The organism is Streptomyces davaonensis JCM 4913 (assembly GCF_000349325.1).
GTDB lineage: Bacteria > Actinomycetota > Actinomycetes > Streptomycetales > Streptomycetaceae > Streptomyces > Streptomyces davaonensis.
In genome coordinates this window covers 5,607,213-5,624,647 of sequence record NC_020504.1, presented here as the reverse complement: position 1 = coordinate 5,624,647, position 17,435 = coordinate 5,607,213, and the positions used below count along the sequence as shown (strand labels likewise).

Below are 17,435 nucleotides of genomic sequence, written 5' to 3'. Positions count from 1 at the left end.
GGACTGGTGTCGGGCGCCGGACTCATCGGTCGCCCCGGCAGGACTCAGACTTGGCGGAGGTCCTCCAAGGTGACGGCCGTGCCCGGCAGCTCGGAGCGGGCCGGGGCCCGCAGTCCGTCCAGGAACAGCTGGAGATGGCGGTGGACGAATCGGTCGACGCTGAGGCAGCCGGCACCGGCCGGGGGCCGGCTGAGCTGGGCGCAGGCGACCATCAGGTCACCGACACCGACGTCCGCACGGAGCTGTCCGGCCGCCCTGGCGCGCTCCATGACCATCGCGATCATCTGCTCGGTCCGCTCGCGGGCGGCCTCCAGATCGGGGTGGTTCTGGTCGAAGGTGCTGGAGATCATCGGGCACAGGGCACTGATCCGCTCGTCGGCGGCGCTGTGCACGAAGCGCTCCAGGGCCTCGAAGGCGTCGCCGTTCTCGGCGAGCGCCGTCTCGGCGGCGGCCACCGTACGGTCCATGACGGAACAGACGACCTCGCGGACGAGCGCGTCGCGGTCCGGGAAGTTGCGGTACACCGTGGCATTGCCCACGCCGGCCCGGCGGGCGATCTCGTCGAGCGGTACGTCCGGACCGTGCTCGACGAACATCTCCCGGGCCGCGGAGACGATCCGCTCCCGGTTGCGCAGGGCGTCGGCGCGCGGCCGGGTCACCTTGCGCTGGACGGGGATCGCGGTCTGCACGGCGTACCTCCTCGGGTGGTTGATCGGCCTTCGGTCGCGATCCGGGGAAGCACTCCCCGTTTCACGCGAACACACGTCTAAACGGGGAGAGGGTCCCCGGTTATTTCCCACCTTCCGAGAGATTTCCTGTGACCTGAGTCACAGCTCTCGGGGGTGCCACGTTCGGGCTCCTCCAGCGCGCGCCCACGCCCCCCTCGGCCGAGGGTGATCGCAAGGGCGCAGTCGGACCGGCGGCTGCCGCGGACCGAAGGGCCCCTGCATGCAGCCGTCCAGCCGTCGGATACGCCCCCGCCGAGTCGCCGCCCTCGCCACCGTGACCGCGCTGACCCTGGCGGTCAGCACCTCGGCGGGCTCCGGGCACCTCTCGGCGCGGGGTACGACGGCGAAGGCGGGCCCGATCTCGCTGGCCCACTCCTCGGCACTCGGCCCCTGCATGATCACCGGCGGTCCGTCGGTACAGATGTCGGAGGGCGTGCCCACCACGAGCGGCTACTCCCGCTCCACCGGCAAGGTCCGCGCCCTGACCCTGATGGTCGACTTCTCCGACGCCCGCGGCCAGGGCCGCGCCCTCGACCGCTTCCGGGAGTTCTTCCCCCAGACCCAGGACTGGTTCCGCACCAGCTCCTACGGCCGTCTCGACTACCGCGCCGAGACCCCGGTCCCGAACTGGCTGCGCATGCCGAAGCCGTTCGAGGAGTACGGCATAGAGCGCGGCGCCCCCTTCGATCCCGGCTACCGCGAGCTCGTCCAGGACATCGTGGCGGCGGCCGACCCGAAGGTGGACTTCCGCCGCTACGACTTCGTGAACGTCCTGATGACCCCCAACGCCGGCCCCTCGGCCCTGGACACGGTCCTGTCCGTCACCTTCGCCGGCAACACCGAGGCCCCGGTCGCCGACGGCGTCCCCGTCGCGAACGCCTCCTTCGTCTACTCCCGCCAGGACGACGGCTCCGGCACCTACGACCGCACCGGCTACCGCGTCCTGCCGCACGAGAACGGCCATGTCTTCGGCCTCCCCGACCTCTACACCCAGGAGGGCGGGGGCGCGGTGGGCCACTGGGACATCATGAGCGAGGACTGGGGCGCCAACAACGACCTCCTCGGCTGGCACAAGTGGAAGCTCGGCTGGCTGGACACGTCCCAGATCCGCTGCGCGACGGCCTCCGGCACGACCGAGTACACCCTCACCCCCCTGTTCCGCCGCGGCGGCCCCAAGATGATCTTCGTCCCCCTCGACGGCCGCACCGGCTACGCCGTCGAACTGCGCGCCCGGGGCGGCAACGACGAGGCGGTCTGCCGCCCCGGCATCCTGATCTACCGGGTCGACGCCGACGTGGACACCGGCCAGGGCCCGGTCCGCGTCTACGACAGCCTCCAGGACAGCGGCGGCTGCACCCGGAGCCCGAACGTCCACGCGGAACTGTCCGACGCTCCCTTTACTCCCGGGGAAGATTTCCGGGATCCGAGGAGAGGCGTGCGGATCAGTGTGGGGCAGGAGTCGTCGGGGTCATCGGAGGAGCATGTGGTGCGGGTTACGCGAGGGTAGGGAGCATGTGGTGCGGGTTGCGCGAGGGTAGGGGCATGACGGTGGCCCGGCGCTGCGACTGCCCGGCATTACGGTAGGGCTGCCGAGATCGCCGTACCGGAGAGCCGATGCCCGTACAGACCACGCCCACCGCCCATGGGGACGCCGTACCGCCCGAGGCGGTCGCGCCGCTGATACGCGGGGTCGCGGTTCTGCGGGAGCTGACGGAGGCGGGCGGGCGGATGAGCCCCAGCGCGCTGGAACGCGCCACGGGGCTGGCCCGTTCCACGGTCGACCGCATCACGTCCACGCTGGCACGCATGGGGTACGTCCGTCTCGACGGCCGGGACGCGGTCCTGGCACCCCGCCTGATGGAGTTGGGCAACGCGTACCTGGCATCCCTGCGCCTGCCGGCTCTCTTGGCTTCTGCGGCAGACGCCCTGGCCGACGAGCTGGACGAGTCAGTCTCACTGGCTGTCCCCGACGGAGACGGCATCCGCTTCATCCACCAGGCGACGCGCCGCCGGGCCATGTCCCTCAGCTTCCGCATCGGCGACCTCCTCCCGGCCGAACGCACCGCTCCCGGCCCACTGTTCGCCACGGAGTGGACGGACGAGGAGTGGGAGGCGTGGCGCGAACGCCGAGCGCGGGACCCGGAGGACCGGGGCTTCTCGGCGGTACCGCCGAGGAGGGAACGGGCGGGCGGGGAGGAGGAGTTCGGTCGGCGTGTGGCCTGGGCTCGGGAGGAAGGCTGGTCGCTGGACGACCAGTTGATCGAACCGGGCCTGGTGGCACTGTCGGCCCCCGTCCGTGCCCCCGCCGGTGACCGGATCGCCTGCGTGGCAAGCGTGGTGAGCCACACGAGCCGCCACACGGCGACGGACTTGAGCAGGGCGCTGCTTCCGCGACTGCGGAAGGCGGTGGCGGCAATGGAGCGCCGCCTGCGCGAGGCACCACCCCCGCGGCCCTCGGTGCCGCCCTCCGGTCTGGCGTCGTGGACAGGCTCCTCGAAGCAGGAACTGGGCCGAGACTTCGTGGAATCCCTGGCCCGGGGCCTGACGGTCCTGACGGCGTTCGACGAGGCGGGCCCTCAGCTGACCCTGACAGAAATCGCCGAGGCAACGGGCCTGGCGAGGGCAACGGCCCGAAGGTCACTGATCACGTACGAACACCTGGGCCTGGTGACGCGCCCGACGGACCGCAAGTTCGCCCTGACGCCCCCGGTCCTCGCCCTGGGCTTCCCCCCACTGTCCCGCACGACACTCCCCCGCCTGGCGACGCCGCACCTGAAGGACCTGACGACCCACATCCAAGAGTCGACGTCACTGGCAGTACTCACGCCTGACGGCAAGGAGATCCACTACACGGCAACAGTCACGGCCCCCGGCGTGATGAGCGTGGACATCCCCCCAGGCACCCGCCTCCCGGCACCGGCAACGTCCCTGGGCCAGGTCCTCCTGACCGGCACGCCCCACGCCCTCCTGGACGAGGACCGGGAACAGGGCCTACGCACCCTGTCGGTCCCTATCCACGACGCCGCGGGCAAGGTGGTCGCCGCGGCAGGCATTTCCCTCCACGCGGCCCGCCACACCCCGGAAGCCTGCGAGACCCACCTCCTCCCACCCCTCCTCACCACAGCCACCGCCATCGAATCCGACCTCCGCACCACCACCCGCTTCACCCACGTCCCGATGACCTGACCCCCTCCCGACCACATCCGGTACGCTGACGCCTGTCGCCTTCGTAGCTCAGGGGATAGAGCACCGCTCTCCTAAAGCGGGTGTCGCAGGTTCGAATCCTGCCGGGGGCACCAGCGAAAAGGCCCTGGACCGATCTTGGTCCGGGGCCTTTGGCATCTACTTCTGACATCAACGCGAGCGGTCAGTCACGACCAGGGCGCCTCTTCCGCAGAAGCCAATCCACGCGGCTCGTGGCTTCGCGATGGGTGTCGTGCGGCGCATCGTGGCCTTGGCCTTCCGCTGCAAGCCCTCCAGGGGCACCGCGCAAACCTGGTAATCCCAGCGGGATGACCTTCCCTACTTCATCAAGCCCCGGCTGCGCCCGCGCTCCTGCCTTCGGCCCGCTCGGCTTCCCCGTCATCGGCAACCTGAATCTCGGCTCCACCGGATTCTCCGTCAGCCAGGGACCTGACGGACACAATCTTGTTCGCGTCCCTTCAAGAAGGGCGCCTCCGGTGCCAGACTGCCGGGCTGAGCGATTGTCCGCCGCTGCATTCCGAAGGAGAGCACACGTGCAGATACGTCGATCAGCAATCGTCACCCTGTCCGCCGTCGCCCTGACCTTCTGCGGCGTCGCCACCGCCCCCGCCGCGTACGCCGCCACCCCGCACTGCCACGCCACATCGTTCCTGCACGAGGGCAGCGAGTACAACGAAATGCCCACCGCGACCCCGAACGACTGGAACTGGCGGTGCCTTCTCACCGAGGGCGACGGCTACGCGGGTGGCGACCAACAGCATGCCGTCTGGGTTCTCCAGCGTGCGCTCATCCAGTGCTACGGGCAGAACCTCGGCTCCGCGGGCGCCGATGGCAAGTACGGGACGCGCACCGCGGAAGGCGTCAGGAACGTCCAGCGCTTCCACAACCAGACACAGAACGCGGGACTGGCCGTGGACGGTCAGTACGGCCCCAACACCGCGTACTACATGGAGTTCGTCAACACTCAGAACCGGTGCTGGACACTCTCCTAGAGGAGGCGCGATGACACACAACCCGTACTCCGTTCGCACCGCAGGCGTCTCGCTCGCCGCGCTCGCCCTCATGGGCACGTTCGCCGTTCCCGCCATCGCGACTCCCCACGCCACCGGTGACGTCGTCATCCAGGCGGAGTCCTGCGACAGCGCCTGGTGGACATGGACCAGCGCCACCCGCGTGACCTTCGTCCCGACCAAGAACGGGACAGGCGACGCCCGGTGCGTCCTCGGCCAGGGCAGCCAGGGCTGGGGCGTCGTGGCCCTCCAGAACGTCCTCCGGAAGTGCTACAACCAACAGATCGCGCTGGACGGTGTCTTCGGCTCGGCCACCAAACAGGCCGTGAAGAACGCCCAGACCTGGGAGAACGCGGTCAGTGGCGCAGGTCTTGTGGTGGACGGCGTCTACGGCGACAACACGCGCAAGGCCATCAAGTGGCCGCTCTACACCCGCACAGGCGACCTCGACGCGTCCCACTACTGTGCGTACGTCAGGTGGGGCGCCTGACGTACGCAGCCGGGCTCGGGTACGGGGGCGGAACTTGGGTTCCTTGTCGCAGCCACCACAGTCCCCTCAGTCCCTGGAGAAACTCGTTCGCGGCCTACCTCGCAGTTGAGGATCAAACCCTGACTTTGTCACAGGAGAGCCACCAGCCTGCACAGAAGCAGGGAGTGACCCGAGTCTCCGCATAGGCTCCCGCTGAAATTTCCGACTGATCGCAAGACAGATCACAAGGGGGATCCCATGGGACTCAAGCGTGTGGGCCGGCTGGGAACTGCCGGCGCGTTGGTGGCCGCGGCGTTCGGTGCGTCCGTCGTCTTTACCCCGGCCTCGGCCTCCGCGGCTGTCGATTGGCAATGCCACGGCACCGCGGTCAAGCGGTGCGCTGTCGTCTATTGGGACCGGACGAACGACACCTACAAGGCGCGGGCGAAGATCGTCGACGTCGAAGGTGGTCGCAGTTACCAGGTCAAGGTCACCAACGTGAAGCTCCGGCGCTTCAACGGCGAAGGGTGGATCACAGTGCGCTCCGCGGACGACTACGACGGCTGGCACGACACCCAGGACACGGCCGGCACCAGCGCCGTCGACCCGTGCAGGTGGCCCACCAACTCCTTCGGCGCCGTGGCTACGTTCAGCTGGCGGGGCGCTTCGACCGGCCAGGAGACCTGGTCGCCCGACACGGCGTGGGGCCACGCCTGCGGCTGACTCGTTCGCGCAGAAGATCAAGGGCAGAACAAGGGCAGCATTAACAAAAGCCTTCCAGGACTGTCTGGAAGGCTTTTGTGTGCCCAATGCGGACAGCACTCGGGCGTTCAGCGGCTGATCTCGTTCAGTTCGGTCAAGTCCTCTGCGGAGAGGGAGACCCCCGCGCCCGCGATGTTCTCCCTCAGGTGTGCCGTCGATGATGTGCCAGCGATGAGCAGGATGTTCGGTGATCGTCGCAGCAGCCAGGCGAGGGCGACGGACATCGGCGTCGCTTCCAGTCGGGCGGCGACTGCCGAGAGTGCTGCGGACTGGAGAGGGGTGAAGCCGCCCAGGGGGAAGAAGGGGACGTACGCGACACCGGTCGTGGCTAGGTGGTCGATGAGCCGGTCGTCTTGGCGGTGGGCCAGGTTGTACATGTTCTGCACGCACACGATCGGCGCGATGCTCTGCGCCTCGGTGACCTGCTCCGCGGTGGCGTTGCTTACTCCGAGGTGGCGGATCAGGCCCTTCTGCTGGAGTTCGGCGAGCGTCTCGAACGCCGAGGCGAGTGAGCCGGGTTGGGGGCCCTCCGCGTTGCCCAGGCGGAGGTTGACCAGATCGAGTGCGTCGAGGCGGAGGGACTTCAGGTTGTCCTCGACCTGGCGGCGTAGGTCTTCGGGGCGTCGGGCCACCGGCCAGCCGCCCTGTTCGTCGCGGGTCGCGCCCACCTTGGTCGCGATGTGCAGTGACTCGGGGTAGGGGTGCAGTGCCTCGTGGATCAACTCGTTGGTGATGCGGGGGCCGTAGGCCTCGCTCGTGTCGATGTGGGTGATGCCCAGGTCGACCGCCGTACGAAGGACGGCTACAGCGCCTTCGCGGTCGGTGGGCGGGCCCATGACCCACGGGCCCGCCAGTTGCATGGCGCCGTAGCCGAACCGGGTGACGGTCAGGTCGCCCAGGGGCCAGGTGCCGCCCGGGAGGGAGGGCGCGGGTGTGCTCATCTGTCTTCCTTGCCTTTCGCCGCCGTGCTTGGAGAAGGAGTGGTGCCTTCTGGCTCCCTGCATCAGCATTGGAGAGGAACTTCCCGTAGGGAAGTAGGCACTTTGAAGTGCGCAACCCGCCCAGCAGAGAGAGGTGCGAGCTGTGAGTACGACGAAGGCGGCTCAGAAGAGGGCTCAGGCCAAAGTGGAGTACAACGTGTTCCTGGCCGCTTGCCCCAGTCGGCAGTTGCTCGATCGGATCTCGGACAAGTGGGTCGTCCTGATCCTCTGTGCGCTGGGCGGTGACGGCAGTCCTCGTCAGGCGGCCCAGACCGGTGCGGCGCACCCAGACGGTCCGCGCGCGATGCGTTACTCCGAGATCGCTCGTCTCCTGGCCGGTGTCAGTCAGAAGATGCTGACCCAGACGCTACGGTCGCTGGAGCGCGACGGGCTGCTCACCCGTACCGTGACGCCGACCGTTCCGGTCACCGTCACCTACGAGCTGACCGACCTCGGTCTCTCGCTCCACCAAATGACGCGCGGGCTCAGAAGCTGGGCGCAGGCGAACATGGGCGAGGTCCTCGGGAACCGTGAGAGCTACGACTCCCGTGCAACGCCAACGCCCTGACGGTTCACCTCTAACCCGCCGCCAGGCGCGTGGAGTTGAGTTCGTGGATCAGTTGCGGGGTGAGCAAGGTGCCGGCTCGGTCGGCCAGGACCGTCATTTCGTAGCCGATCAGGCCTACGTCGCAGCCGTCGGCGGCCAGGACGCCCAGGCAGCTACCGTCTCGGATGCGGCTGAGCATGATGAAGCCGTCGAACATCTCGATCATGACCAGCTTCATGCCGTGGAAGCCGTGGGCCGTGGCCGCGTTCTGGGCGAGGCTGGTGATGCCGGAGACGATGGCGGCCAGGTGGTCGGCGCGGTCTCGGGTGAGGTTGTCGGAGGCGGCCATGAGGAGGCCGTCCGCGGAGACGGCGACGGCGTCCGTGACGCCGTCGGTGGTGCGGGCGAATTCCGAGATGAGCCAGCCGAAACTCTGGACGGCGGTCGTCACGATGACACTCCTTGTGTGCTTCTGGCCTCGGCACGGGCGACACCTGCTCTGAAGCCGTTGAGCAGGGAGGTGGCGGGGCGGGGGGTTGCTGGCGCTGCCGCCTCATGGGCGGGGGCCAGTAGGCGGCTGGGGAGGACTACTAGTGCGGACAGGCCGCCGCCTGTTGAGTCGAAGAGTTCGACCTGCGCTCCTTCGCCGAGGCGGTGGGTCAGTCGGCCGACCACGAGGTGGCCCAGGAAGCGGGTGGGCGTGGTGAGGAGGGCTGAATCGTCAGGGCCGGAGAAACGGGCCGTCGCTCGTTCCTTGTCGGGGGCGGACATGCCGATGCCGTGGTCCACGACTGCGAAGCAGTACGTTCCGTCCTCGGGGTCGTGCCAGCCGTGCACCTCCACCGGTTCCGTCGGCGGTGAGAAGTTCAGTCCGTTCTCGATCAGTTCGGCCAGGAGGTGGGCCACGTCGGCCACGGCGTGTCCGCGTACCCGCACCGGCTCCACCGGCGCGATCACGACCCGCTGGTACTGCTCCACCTCTGCCACCGCGGACTGGACTACCTCCAGGCCCTCGGCGGGGGCGGCTGTCGGCCGGGGCGGGTTCTGAGCGGTCAGCACCAGCAGGCTTTCGGCGTTGCGGCGCATGCGCGTGGCCAGGTGGTCGAGTTCGAAGAGTTCAGCCAGGGCGTCAGGGTCGAGCTCCTGGCGTTCCAGGCGGGTGATCAGGGCGAGTTGGCGGCGTACGAGGTTCTGGTTGCGGCGGCCCAGGTTGGCGAGGGATTCGGTGGTGTTGCGGCGTAGGCCCGCCTGTTGGGCTGCCAGGCGGAGGGCCGTCTGCTCCACCTGGCGCAGGGATTCCGCCACCTCGGCGATCTCCGCCGCGCCGCCCGGCATCCGCAACTCGGGGGCGTCCGGGACGTCCGTCTCCGGGGACTGTTGGATGCGGGCAACCGCTGCGGGCAGTCGGTGCCTCGCCACTTCGTGAGCCGCCTCGGCCAGTGCGCCCAGCGGGCGGGTGAGGGAGCGGGAGGCGAACGCGGCCAGGCCCGCGACCAGGGCGGCTATCAGCGTTCCCGCGATGAGATAGGCGGCGAGGGCCAGCTCCGCGTCGTGACTCAGGCGGTCCGCCCGGTTCCGCACGTCGTCGCCGACCGATTGCTGGACCGCGTACAGATCGTCCACGAGTGCCGTCATCGCGTCCCACCATGCGCCGGCGTCGGCCCGGAGCGCGGAGCCGTCGGCTGCGTCGTGCGCTTGGTTCTCGTAGGCCGTGGCGCGTTGGGCGTTTTCGGTGCCGAAGGTCTTCTTCAGAGAGGCCCGTTGGGGTGCCGTGGCGACCTGGCGGAAGCGGGTGAGGGCGGCTTCTCGGGTGGCGCGCTCCTCGGTGAAGGCGATGTACTCGCCGCCCTGGAAGGCGCCTTCGGCGAACACACCGTTGAGCAGGCCTCGTTCGAGGGCCACCGATTCCTTGGCCACGGCCAGCTCCCGCAACGCCATCAGGCCGTCGCTCAGTTGACGGTCGGCGCGCGTCGCAGTCCCCGCCACCGGGTCTACGGCGTTCAGGGCGTCGACCGCTGTCGTGTAGAAGGTGAGTGTGGCGGTCCGGGAGGCCTTGCCTGTGCCCGCGGCTTCCTCGTCGGCAGCGGCTCGGACGGCCGCGAGGCGCGACAGGTGCCGTTGGACGACCCCCTCGACGGCCTGCTCGGGGCGCATTGCTCGCAGTGCGGTGTCTACGCGTTCGCGCGTGGTGGCCAGTGGTGTGCGGAATCGGTCCTCGCCGCCCAACAGGCCGTTCGTCAGGCCGCGTTCGCGTTGCAGCTGGTGCACCAGCGCCTGGACCCGCAGGCTCAGGCCGACCTCGGCGCGGGTCGCTCGCGCGTCGCCCAGGGCCTCGGCACGGCCGTGTACGGCCAGGCCCGCCACCGCCAGCAGCAGGCAGATCGGGACCGTGATGACCACCGCCACCCGGCCTTTGATGCTGCCCCAGCCCGGTACGGGGCGGCGCCCCGAACCACCCTTGCCGATTGCGCCGAGCCTGCCGGGCAGCGGCCGTAATGGCATCCACACCCTCATGGCAACGACGCTAGCCCGACGCCAACTGCGGGCGGTTTCCGTGCTGTTAGACCCCGTGGGGACTTCAGTTGCGCCGCCCTCACACCGCTGGCGGGGACGGCGTGACCGTGTCGGTCAGTGGTCGATCGCCCCGGCGATCAGCGACCGCAACTGCTCCGCCGTATCGTCCAGCGGGCGCACGCTCCGCTGCGCTCGGCACATGGCCACCGTGCCCTCCACCGCCGCCACGACCAGCGTCGCCAGTTGTCTCGCTCGGTCGGGCTCGGTGCCGTGGGCCCGGAGGGACGCTGCCAGCAAGGACTCCCACTCGGCGAAGACCTCCGCCGCTGCCGTCAGGGCGGGTGGGATCTCTTCGGTGGGGGGTTCCTCGATGGCTACGGCCAGGACGGGGCAGCCCGCATGGAAGTCGCTCTCCACGACGATCGTGCGCCACAGGGAAAGAAAAGCGACCAGTCCCTCTACCGGGCCCGCCTCCAGCTCCTTGCGCAGGCGCCGGGCCACCCACTCGCCCGTGTAGCGGACCGCCTCCGTGGCCAGCTGCTGCTTGCCCTCGGGGAAGTAGTGGTACGTCGAACCCAGCGGCGCCTTCGCGTGCTTGGCCATCTCCCGGATGCTCGTGGCGCTCAGACCGCGGCGGCTGATCATGTCCGCGGCACCGGCCACGATCCGCTCCCGCGACGGCGCGCTTTCCTTGGACACCGACACCACCCACCTGTGCGCTTCCCCGGCCGACCAACCACCGATCGACTATGACAACCGTCATAGTCTAGCCGGGGACGCACCACGATGGTGTGCGCGGCCGGCGCTGGCAGGTCTCTGCCTGGCCATCGGCGAAGCCCGGTCGTCGGTTGGGTCCCGGACGACTTCTCCGGGCCGCCCCCGTACAGACCGGGGATGCAACCACTCCCTACAGAGCTGGAACCCCCGGAAGCCGGCCGCGCACTGGGGACCTTAACCTCAGGCACTGACAACGGTGCGCGATGAAGGGCGGGGGCGCGGGATGAGCGGGCAGGGGTGGGACGACGACGCCGAGTACCGGCAGGTGGTGCGGCGGGGGTGGGTCGCCACGGGGGTCGCCGGGTGCTGCTCGGTGGTCGTGGTGGGGCTCGTGGTCGCCTGGCTGCTCGGGGTCGGTGTGTTCGTGCTCCTCGTCGAGGCCCTCAGTAAGTAGCGGGCCGGAGGCCCCGGGGGCCTCCGGCCTGCGGTCAGGCTGTCGTCGTGCAGGTCGTGCCGTTCAGGGTGAAGGTCGTCGGGGAGCCGTTCGCCGTGCCCTTCGTGCCGGTGAAGCCGACCGTGACCGAACCGGACGCCGGGATCGTGCTCGTCCAGGAGACCGAGGCGACCGATACCGCGCTGCCGTTCTGGGTCGGGGTGCCGCCCCACATGTTCGTGACGGTCTGGCCGTCGGGGAAGGCGAAGGCCAGGGTCCAGCCGTTCACGGGCGTCGTGCCGGTGTTGCGGATCGTGAGTTCGCCCTGGAAGCCGCCTGGCCATTCGCCGGTCACGCGGTAGCCGACGGAGCAGTTGCCGGCGGGGGTGTCATCGGTGGTGACCGTCACCGTGGTGGAGCGTGGTGAGCGGTTGCCCGCCGCGTCACGGGCGTAGACCGCGAAGGTGTACGACGTGTTCGCGGTGAGGCTGGTGATCGTCGCCGTGCCGGTGGTGGAGGAGGCCGCAGGGGTCTCCGAGCTGCCGGTGACGCGTACGACGTCGTACGCGGTTACGCCCACGTCGTCCGTGGCGGCCGGCCAGGTCAGCGTCACCGACGTCGCCGTCTTCGCGGGGGCGGTCGGGGTTCCGGGTGCCGTCGGGGGCTGGGTGTCGGAACCGGAGCCGGCGAAGATCGTCGCCTCCTTCGACGTCTGGGCTATGCCGTTCGCGCCGTGGAAGACGCGCTGGCCCCAGCCGCTGAGCCGGCTGGGGTCGAAGCCGAGCGAGAGGTCGAGGATCGGGTCCGTGTTGCCGCTCCAGGACCAGGCCAGATAGCCGAGGTCGAGGTTCTGGGCCGCGGCCATCATCGTGTCCTCGTCCGGGTCGCCCCACTGGTCCGCGGGGCCCCCGAACTCGCCGATCAGGATGGGGAGCCTCGCCGCCACGAAGGCGTTCAGGTAGTCGGTGATCTCCGCCGCCGTGTCGTACACGCTGTACATGTGGACGGAGAAGATCAGGTTGCCGGTCGGGTCCGCCGCGTACACCGACTGGGCGTTGGTGCGCATGACGTTCTGCCAGTCCTGGCCCCAGTTCGGGGCGTCCACCATGATCGTGTGCTCCAGGCCCGCCGACCGCAGTTTCTGCACTGCGGCGATCGTCGGGGCCGTCCAGCCCGCGGGGTCGGTGTTGCCCCAGGGCTCGTTGCCGATGTTGACGATGACGTAGTTCTCCTGGCCGGCCAGGACGTCCTTCAGACCGATCCAGTAGTCGGCCGCCGAGTCGAGCGTGGCGGCCGCCGCCTCCTCGCCGTAGCCGGTGGTGTCGTGCACCTCCAGTACGCAGATCAGGCGGTTGGCCTTGCAGTTCGCGATGACCGCGGCCACGTCCTCGGGGGTGCTCTCGGTCCAGCGGTGGCCGTTGGACAGGACCACCCGGACGCTGTTCGCGCCGAGCGCCTTGATGTCGGCGAGGGACTGGGGCTCGCCGGGGTACCAGGTGTGCGCGTGGTTCACGCCGCGCATCACGAAGTCGTTGCCGTTGGACTCGAGCAGGCGGCCGTCGCCGATGTGCAGGCCGGTGGCCCGGAGGGTGACGGGGGCGGGCGCGGCCTGGGCGGGGGTCGCCCCGAGGATCAGCAGGCCGAGAAGGGTGGCCAGGGCGGTTAAGAGTCTCGCCGTCGGCGCGCTTTTGTGTGTTCTCACTGCGACTCCTGAGGAAGTGAGCACCGGAAAGCATCAGAAGGAACATGGGAGGGGCACGAGAGAGGAGATATGGGAGCGCTCCCACACATGTATCCGGGTCGCCAGGAACACGTCAAGACGCTGGGCGTTGTTCGACTGCCTTCGACACGGACACCGGTACGCGCAGTCCTCTCGCCAGTCCCGCCGTCACCGTCAGTGACGCCACCGCCAGTACGGTCATCGCCGTCGCGGGAGAGGTCAGTTGAGCCACGGAGCCCGCCAGCGTCGCGCTCACTCCCTGCAAGGTCAGCATCCCCGCCGAGTGCAACCCCACGGCGTGCCCGCTCAGTTCGTCCGGGGTCAGCGCCATCAGCCGCTCCTGCTGGACCAGGCTCGCCCCGAACCCCACCGACGCCAGCGCCACGGCGAGCGCGGCGAGCGGTACGGGCGGGCCGAGCGCGAAGAAGGCGTACGGCGTTGCCAGCAGGGCCAGTAGCGGGACCCCGAGCCGGGCGCGCCGCGCGGGTGGGATCAGGCGGCCCACCGTCACATCACCGATCAGCATGCCCAGTGCCGCGCAGGCGAAGAGGGTGCCGGCGGATTCGGGGGCGTAGGAGACGTAGAGCGATTCGCAGCCCACGATCAGGCCGTTGGGGAGCCACAGGGCGAGGTAGACGGTGCGGCGGGGGCGGGAGGACCACAGGAGGGCGTTGGTGCGCCAGGTGGTGGCGATCGACGGGCGGCCGGTGGCGCGGGGTGGGCGGGCGGTGAGGTGGAGGCGGACTCCGGCCGCGGCCAGGGCGTAGAGGAGGGCGGAGAGGAGGAGGCAGGTTCGGGGGGAGAGGAGGGTGAGCAGGGCGCCGCCTGCCGCGTAGCCGGTGATCTGGGTGATGCCGCTCATCATGTTGAAGACCGAACGCCCCAGCAGGTAGCCGTCCTTGGTGAGGATCTCGTTCAGCAGGCCCCAGCGGACTCCCCCGCCCAGGGAGGCGATCAGACCCTGGGCCAGGAGGACGACGAACACCGCCCAGATCGGCAGGCCGGGGGCCGCGAGGAGGGTCGTGGCCGCCGCGAAGGCCAGGGAGAGGTACGTCAGGGTCGCCCTCGGGGGCAGGCGGTCGGCGCCGGAGAGGAACAGGGTCGCGCCGAGCACCTGGGCCAGGGACGGGCCGAACATGCTCACCGCGGAGAGGAGCGGGGAGTCGGTGGCCCGGTACACCAGGGTGGCGAGGGCGAGGCCGGCCATCGTCTGGGCGGCGACGTGGGCGGAGGAGGTGAGGAAGAGGGGGGTGAACTCAGGGGTGCGGAAGAGGGATTGGTAGCTGTTGGTGCTGTTGGCGTTGTTGGCGGGCATGGGCGGAGTCTCGGGGGGCTCTGGTGGGTGCCGTTAATGTTTCGCGCAGGTGCGAAAGGTGGGGGCATGGGGTGGTGGCAGGTCAATGCGGACACGCTTGCGCGGAGTCGGTTCGTGCTCTCGCCGCTCGCGGAGACCTTCGCGAGTCTGAAGCTGCTGCACGCGGGGGTGGGGGCGCATCCCGGGGAGCGGGACTGGCTGCGGGTACATCGGCCCGGATACCGGGCGCTGCTGGCCGCCGATCCGGTGACCGCGCTGTTGGTACGGGCCGGGCTGGGGCGGGACTGGATCGCGGACTTCCTGACGCCCACGCCGCGTGACGGGGAGTCCTTCGAGGAGGGGGTCGCCCGGGTGGGTTCTGTACGCCCCGAGGACGCCCGGGCCCATCTCGCCCTCTCCCTCGCCGGACCGCTGCCCGCGGAGCTGGAGCGCGACGATCTGCCGGAACGGGCGGCTGGGCTCTTGCGGTACGTCTGGGAGGAGGCCGTACGGCCGGACTGGGACCGGCGTCGGCGGGTGCTGGAGGCGGATGTGGTCGCGCGGACCGTGCAGGTGAGTCGGCGTGGGTGGGCGGCGGTGCTGGATTCGCTGCGGCCGGGGACGCGGTGGCTCGGGGAGAGTCGGTTCCAGGTGAACCGGCATGAGTATCCGCCTCGGGAGATCTCCGGTGCGGAGCTGGTGTTCGTGCCGGTGACGCCCAAGACGGGGTGGGTGTCGTGGGAGGAGGGGCGGGAGCGTTACGCCGTCGTGTATCCCTGCACCGGGGTGCTGGCCGAGCAGCATGGGCGGCGGGCGGTGCCGTCGGCTCTCGGGCCGCTGCTCGGGGCTGCGCGGGCTGGGTTGCTGGTGCTGCTCGGGCCGCCTATGAGTACGACGCAGTTGGTTGCCGTGACCGGGCAGGGGCTCGGGTCGGTCGGGCGGCATCTGCGGGTGCTGTTGGATGCGGGGCTGGTGGAGCGGCGGCGGGCGGGGCGGTCGGTGCTGTATGTGCGGACGGCGGCGGGGGATGTGCTGGTGGAGGCCGGTCGGGGGTGACCCGGGGTGGGTGCGCTCGCCCGGGCTGGCGGGGTGCCGCCTTGCTTTGGGACGGGCGCCGCCCCAGCGGCACGACTGCCCGCAGCTGGGCGGCTCGGCGGGCCTTGCCGGGCGGGGCTAGCATCCGGGGCATGACTGTAGACAGCAGCAATGGCAGCCCTCTGGATGTTGAGATCGGTGCGCTTGGTGGTGGGGGCGCGGAGCTCAAGCAGTACGTCGGGCAGGTTGTGCTCGTTGTGAATGTGGCCTCTCGCTGTGGGCTTACGCCGCAGTACTCGGGGCTGGAGAAGCTTCACGAGCGGTACTCCGGGCAGGGGTTCACCGTGCTCGGTGTGCCCTGTAATCAGTTTCTTGGGCAGGAGCCCGGGAGTGCTGAGGAGATCGCCGAGTTCTGTTCGGCGACGTATGGCGTCACCTTCCCTATGACCGAGAAGGTGGAGGTCAATGGGGAGGGGCGGCATGCCCTCTATGAGCGGCTGGCGCCCTTTGCCGATGGAGACGGGCACAGCGGCGACATCCGGTGGAACTTCGAGAAGTTTCTGATCGGGCGGGACGGGCGCGTCGTCGGGCGGTTCTCGCCGCAGACCGAACCCGAGGCCGCGGAGCTCGTGGCCGCGGTCGAGGCGCGCATCGCTGGTTGACCTTGCCCCTGGGGCAGAGCCGAGCCTCCTTGGCACCGGGCGGAAGTGCCGCCCGGTGACGGAGGATGAGGCCGTGGACGAGGACGAACTGCTCACCATCGGTGTGTTTGCCGCAAGGGCGCGGCTGTCGGCCAAGGCCCTGCGGCTCTACGACCGGCTGGGACTGCTCGCTCCCGCCCAGGTCGACGAGGTCAGCGGCTACCGCTACTACCGCACCGACCAGATCGAGGGCGCCCGCCTCGTGGCACTCCTGCGCCAGCTCGACATGCCGCTCGCGCGGATCGCCGAGGTCGTCGAGGCGCCGGACGGGGCCACGGCCGTGACCCGGCTCGACGCGTTCTGGACGGAAGTCGAGGCGCGGGTGGCGGGGCAGCGGACGCTGGCCGAGTACCTCCGTGGACGACTGTCGGGGAGGAACTCCGAGATGTACGAGAAGTTCGTGGTCGAGACGGTGGACGCGCCCGAGCAGGTGCTGATCACCGAGACGCGGCATGTCCTCGCGGGCGAGCTGCCCGCGTGGATCGGCTCGTCGCTGGGCCGGCTGGAGGAGGGGTCACGGGAGTGCGGGGGCATGACCGGCGCGCCCTTCGTCGTCTATCACTCCGATGTGTCCATGGAGAGTGACGGACCCGCCGAGTCCTGTGTGCCCGTCGCCGACGAGGCCGCTGCCCGCGCGTGGGTCGAGAAGCAGGGCCGTACCCATGCGGTCAAGGTGCGGGTGGAGCCCGCCCAGCGGCTGGCGTACACCAGGATCACCAAGGCCCAGGTGGCCCATCCGCAGATCCTGACCGCCTTCGAGGCGGTGGAGGAGTGGATCCCGCGGCAGGGGCTGCGGATGGCGGGCCCGTGCCGGGAGATCTACTTCGCCGACTGGGACGCCGCGGGCCCCGAGGACGCGGTGTGCGACGTGGCCTTCCCGGTGAAGTGACCGGCGCCATAAGGTAGTTGCCGCCGCGTGATGAACGGCCGTGCCCGGCAGGCGCGTTGTGCTGCGCTGCCGGGCACAAGCCGAGCCCCCTCGGCAAGGACGGCGGGCTGGTCGAGAGGGCTCTTGGGTGGTGCTTGTGCAGTTGTCGATCGTCTGTCGATCGTCATCGGTCGAGGCTCAGGGGAGCAGCCCCCTTACGCCTTGACCGAGGCCACGAAGGCGTTCCACGCGCTCGCGGGAAACGCCAGGACGGGACCCTCGGTGACCTTGGAGTCCCGTACGGCCATTGCCGACACGACAGGGGACTTGATCTCGACGCATGCGCCATTGCCCTGCGAGTACGAGGACTTGACCCACGTGTCCGTGACACCCTGCTTGATTGCCATGTTCGCTCCGGTAACCAGTTGCTGAGTTGCTGTCCGCGTGCCGTAC

General features: G+C 69.7%; 18 protein-coding genes and 1 tRNA gene. 11 read left to right on the top strand and 8 right to left on the bottom strand.

The features are described 5' to 3' along the window. Positions 1–44 precede the first annotated feature (44 nt). On the bottom strand, positions 45–689 hold the full coding sequence (locus BN159_RS24975; RefSeq protein ID WP_015659777.1) for a TetR/AcrR family transcriptional regulator: 645 nt from the start codon (positions 687–689) through the stop codon (positions 45–47). Positions 690–948: 259 nt separating this feature from the next. On the opposite strand from BN159_RS24975, the gene BN159_RS24970 reads away from it, so the two are divergent. The 6 genes from BN159_RS24970 to BN159_RS24945 all read left to right on the top strand — a co-directional run bounded on the left by BN159_RS24970 (position 949) and on the right by BN159_RS24945 (position 6,134). Further along, positions 949–2,235: a M6 family metalloprotease domain-containing protein gene (locus BN159_RS24970; RefSeq protein ID WP_015659776.1), complete on the top strand. Its 1,287-nt coding sequence runs from the start codon at positions 949–951 to the stop codon at positions 2,233–2,235. Positions 2,236–2,342: 107 nt separating this feature from the next. After that, positions 2,343–3,914: an IclR family transcriptional regulator domain-containing protein gene (locus BN159_RS24965; RefSeq protein WP_015659775.1), complete on the top strand. Its 1,572-nt coding sequence runs from the start codon at positions 2,343–2,345 to the stop codon at positions 3,912–3,914. Positions 3,915–3,951: 37 nt separating this feature from the next. After that, positions 3,952–4,027 (top strand) — tRNA-Arg (locus BN159_RS24960). A 438-nt stretch (positions 4,028–4,465) separates the two neighbouring features. Continuing rightward, positions 4,466–4,924 carry a peptidoglycan-binding domain-containing protein gene (locus BN159_RS42930; RefSeq protein WP_015659774.1) on the top strand — a complete coding sequence of 153 codons (459 nt, stop codon included), beginning with the start codon at positions 4,466–4,468 and terminating at the stop codon, positions 4,922–4,924. Between the two features lie 10 nt (positions 4,925–4,934). Beyond that, positions 4,935–5,432 (top strand): peptidoglycan-binding domain-containing protein, encoded by a 498-nt coding sequence (locus BN159_RS24950; RefSeq protein WP_015659773.1) that lies wholly within the window; start codon positions 4,935–4,937, stop codon positions 5,430–5,432. A gap of 237 nt (positions 5,433–5,669) precedes the next feature. Beyond that, a complete protein-coding gene (locus BN159_RS24945; protein ID WP_015659772.1) occupies positions 5,670–6,134 on the top strand; it encodes a hypothetical protein in 465 nt (154 codons plus the stop codon). A gap of 107 nt (positions 6,135–6,241) precedes the next feature. Here BN159_RS24945 and BN159_RS24940 read toward each other — a convergent pair whose 3' ends face one another. Further along, complete coding sequence (locus BN159_RS24940) at positions 6,242–7,114, bottom strand: aldo/keto reductase family oxidoreductase (protein ID WP_015659771.1); 873 nt, start codon at positions 7,112–7,114, stop codon at positions 6,242–6,244. A 142-nt stretch (positions 7,115–7,256) separates the two neighbouring features. On the opposite strand from BN159_RS24940, the gene BN159_RS24935 reads away from it, so the two are divergent. Then, complete coding sequence (locus tag BN159_RS24935) at positions 7,257–7,721, top strand: winged helix-turn-helix transcriptional regulator (RefSeq protein WP_015659770.1); 465 nt, start codon at positions 7,257–7,259, stop codon at positions 7,719–7,721. 10 nt (positions 7,722–7,731) lie between these two features. On the opposite strand, the gene BN159_RS24930 is transcribed toward BN159_RS24935, so the two are convergent. From BN159_RS24930 to BN159_RS24920, 3 genes are all read right to left on the bottom strand, one after another. After that, the gene (locus BN159_RS24930) at positions 7,732–8,151 is read right to left on the bottom strand and encodes a roadblock/LC7 domain-containing protein (RefSeq protein ID WP_015659769.1); all 420 of its coding nucleotides are present in this window, start codon (positions 8,149–8,151) and stop codon (positions 7,732–7,734) included. Then, positions 8,148–10,202, bottom strand: coding sequence for a nitrate- and nitrite sensing domain-containing protein (locus BN159_RS24925; RefSeq protein WP_015659768.1), 2,055 nt, complete (start codon positions 10,200–10,202; stop codon positions 8,148–8,150). Before BN159_RS24925 ends, BN159_RS24930 begins: the two co-directional genes overlap by 4 nt. Before the next feature lie 126 nt (positions 10,203–10,328). Continuing rightward, on the bottom strand, positions 10,329–10,913 hold the full coding sequence (locus BN159_RS24920) for a TetR/AcrR family transcriptional regulator (protein ID WP_015659767.1): 585 nt from the start codon (positions 10,911–10,913) through the stop codon (positions 10,329–10,331). A 301-nt stretch (positions 10,914–11,214) separates the two neighbouring features. Between BN159_RS24920 and BN159_RS45835 the strand changes: the two genes are divergently transcribed. Beyond that, a complete protein-coding gene (locus BN159_RS45835) occupies positions 11,215–11,385 on the top strand; it encodes a hypothetical protein (RefSeq protein WP_015659766.1) in 171 nt (56 codons plus the stop codon). A 34-nt stretch (positions 11,386–11,419) separates the two neighbouring features. Here the strand turns inward: BN159_RS45835 and BN159_RS24915 are convergent, their stop codons facing one another. Both BN159_RS24915 and BN159_RS24910 read right to left on the bottom strand, forming a co-directional pair. Further along, positions 11,420–13,066, bottom strand: a complete 1,647-nt coding sequence (locus BN159_RS24915; protein WP_015659765.1) for a cellulase family glycosylhydrolase — start codon at positions 13,064–13,066, stop codon at positions 11,420–11,422. A 112-nt stretch (positions 13,067–13,178) separates the two neighbouring features. Further along, on the bottom strand, positions 13,179–14,399 hold the full coding sequence (locus BN159_RS24910) for an MFS transporter (protein ID WP_015659764.1): 1,221 nt from the start codon (positions 14,397–14,399) through the stop codon (positions 13,179–13,181). Positions 14,400–14,465: 66 nt separating this feature from the next. On the opposite strand from BN159_RS24910, the gene BN159_RS24905 reads away from it, so the two are divergent. From BN159_RS24905 to BN159_RS24895, 3 genes are all read left to right on the top strand, one after another. After that, on the top strand, positions 14,466–15,434 hold the full coding sequence (locus tag BN159_RS24905; protein ID WP_015659763.1) for a helix-turn-helix domain-containing protein: 969 nt from the start codon (positions 14,466–14,468) through the stop codon (positions 15,432–15,434). A 131-nt stretch (positions 15,435–15,565) separates the two neighbouring features. Continuing rightward, positions 15,566–16,075 (top strand): glutathione peroxidase, encoded by a 510-nt coding sequence (locus tag BN159_RS24900; RefSeq protein ID WP_041821840.1) that lies wholly within the window; start codon positions 15,566–15,568, stop codon positions 16,073–16,075. Positions 16,076–16,130: 55 nt separating this feature from the next. Then, positions 16,131–17,003, top strand: coding sequence for a MerR family transcriptional regulator (locus tag BN159_RS24895; RefSeq protein ID WP_041819815.1), 873 nt, complete (start codon positions 16,131–16,133; stop codon positions 17,001–17,003). 194 nt (positions 17,004–17,197) lie between these two features. On the opposite strand, the gene BN159_RS24890 is transcribed toward BN159_RS24895, so the two are convergent. After that, positions 17,198–17,389, bottom strand: coding sequence for a DUF397 domain-containing protein (locus tag BN159_RS24890; protein WP_015659760.1), 192 nt, complete (start codon positions 17,387–17,389; stop codon positions 17,198–17,200). Positions 17,390–17,435: the final 46 nt, after the last annotated feature.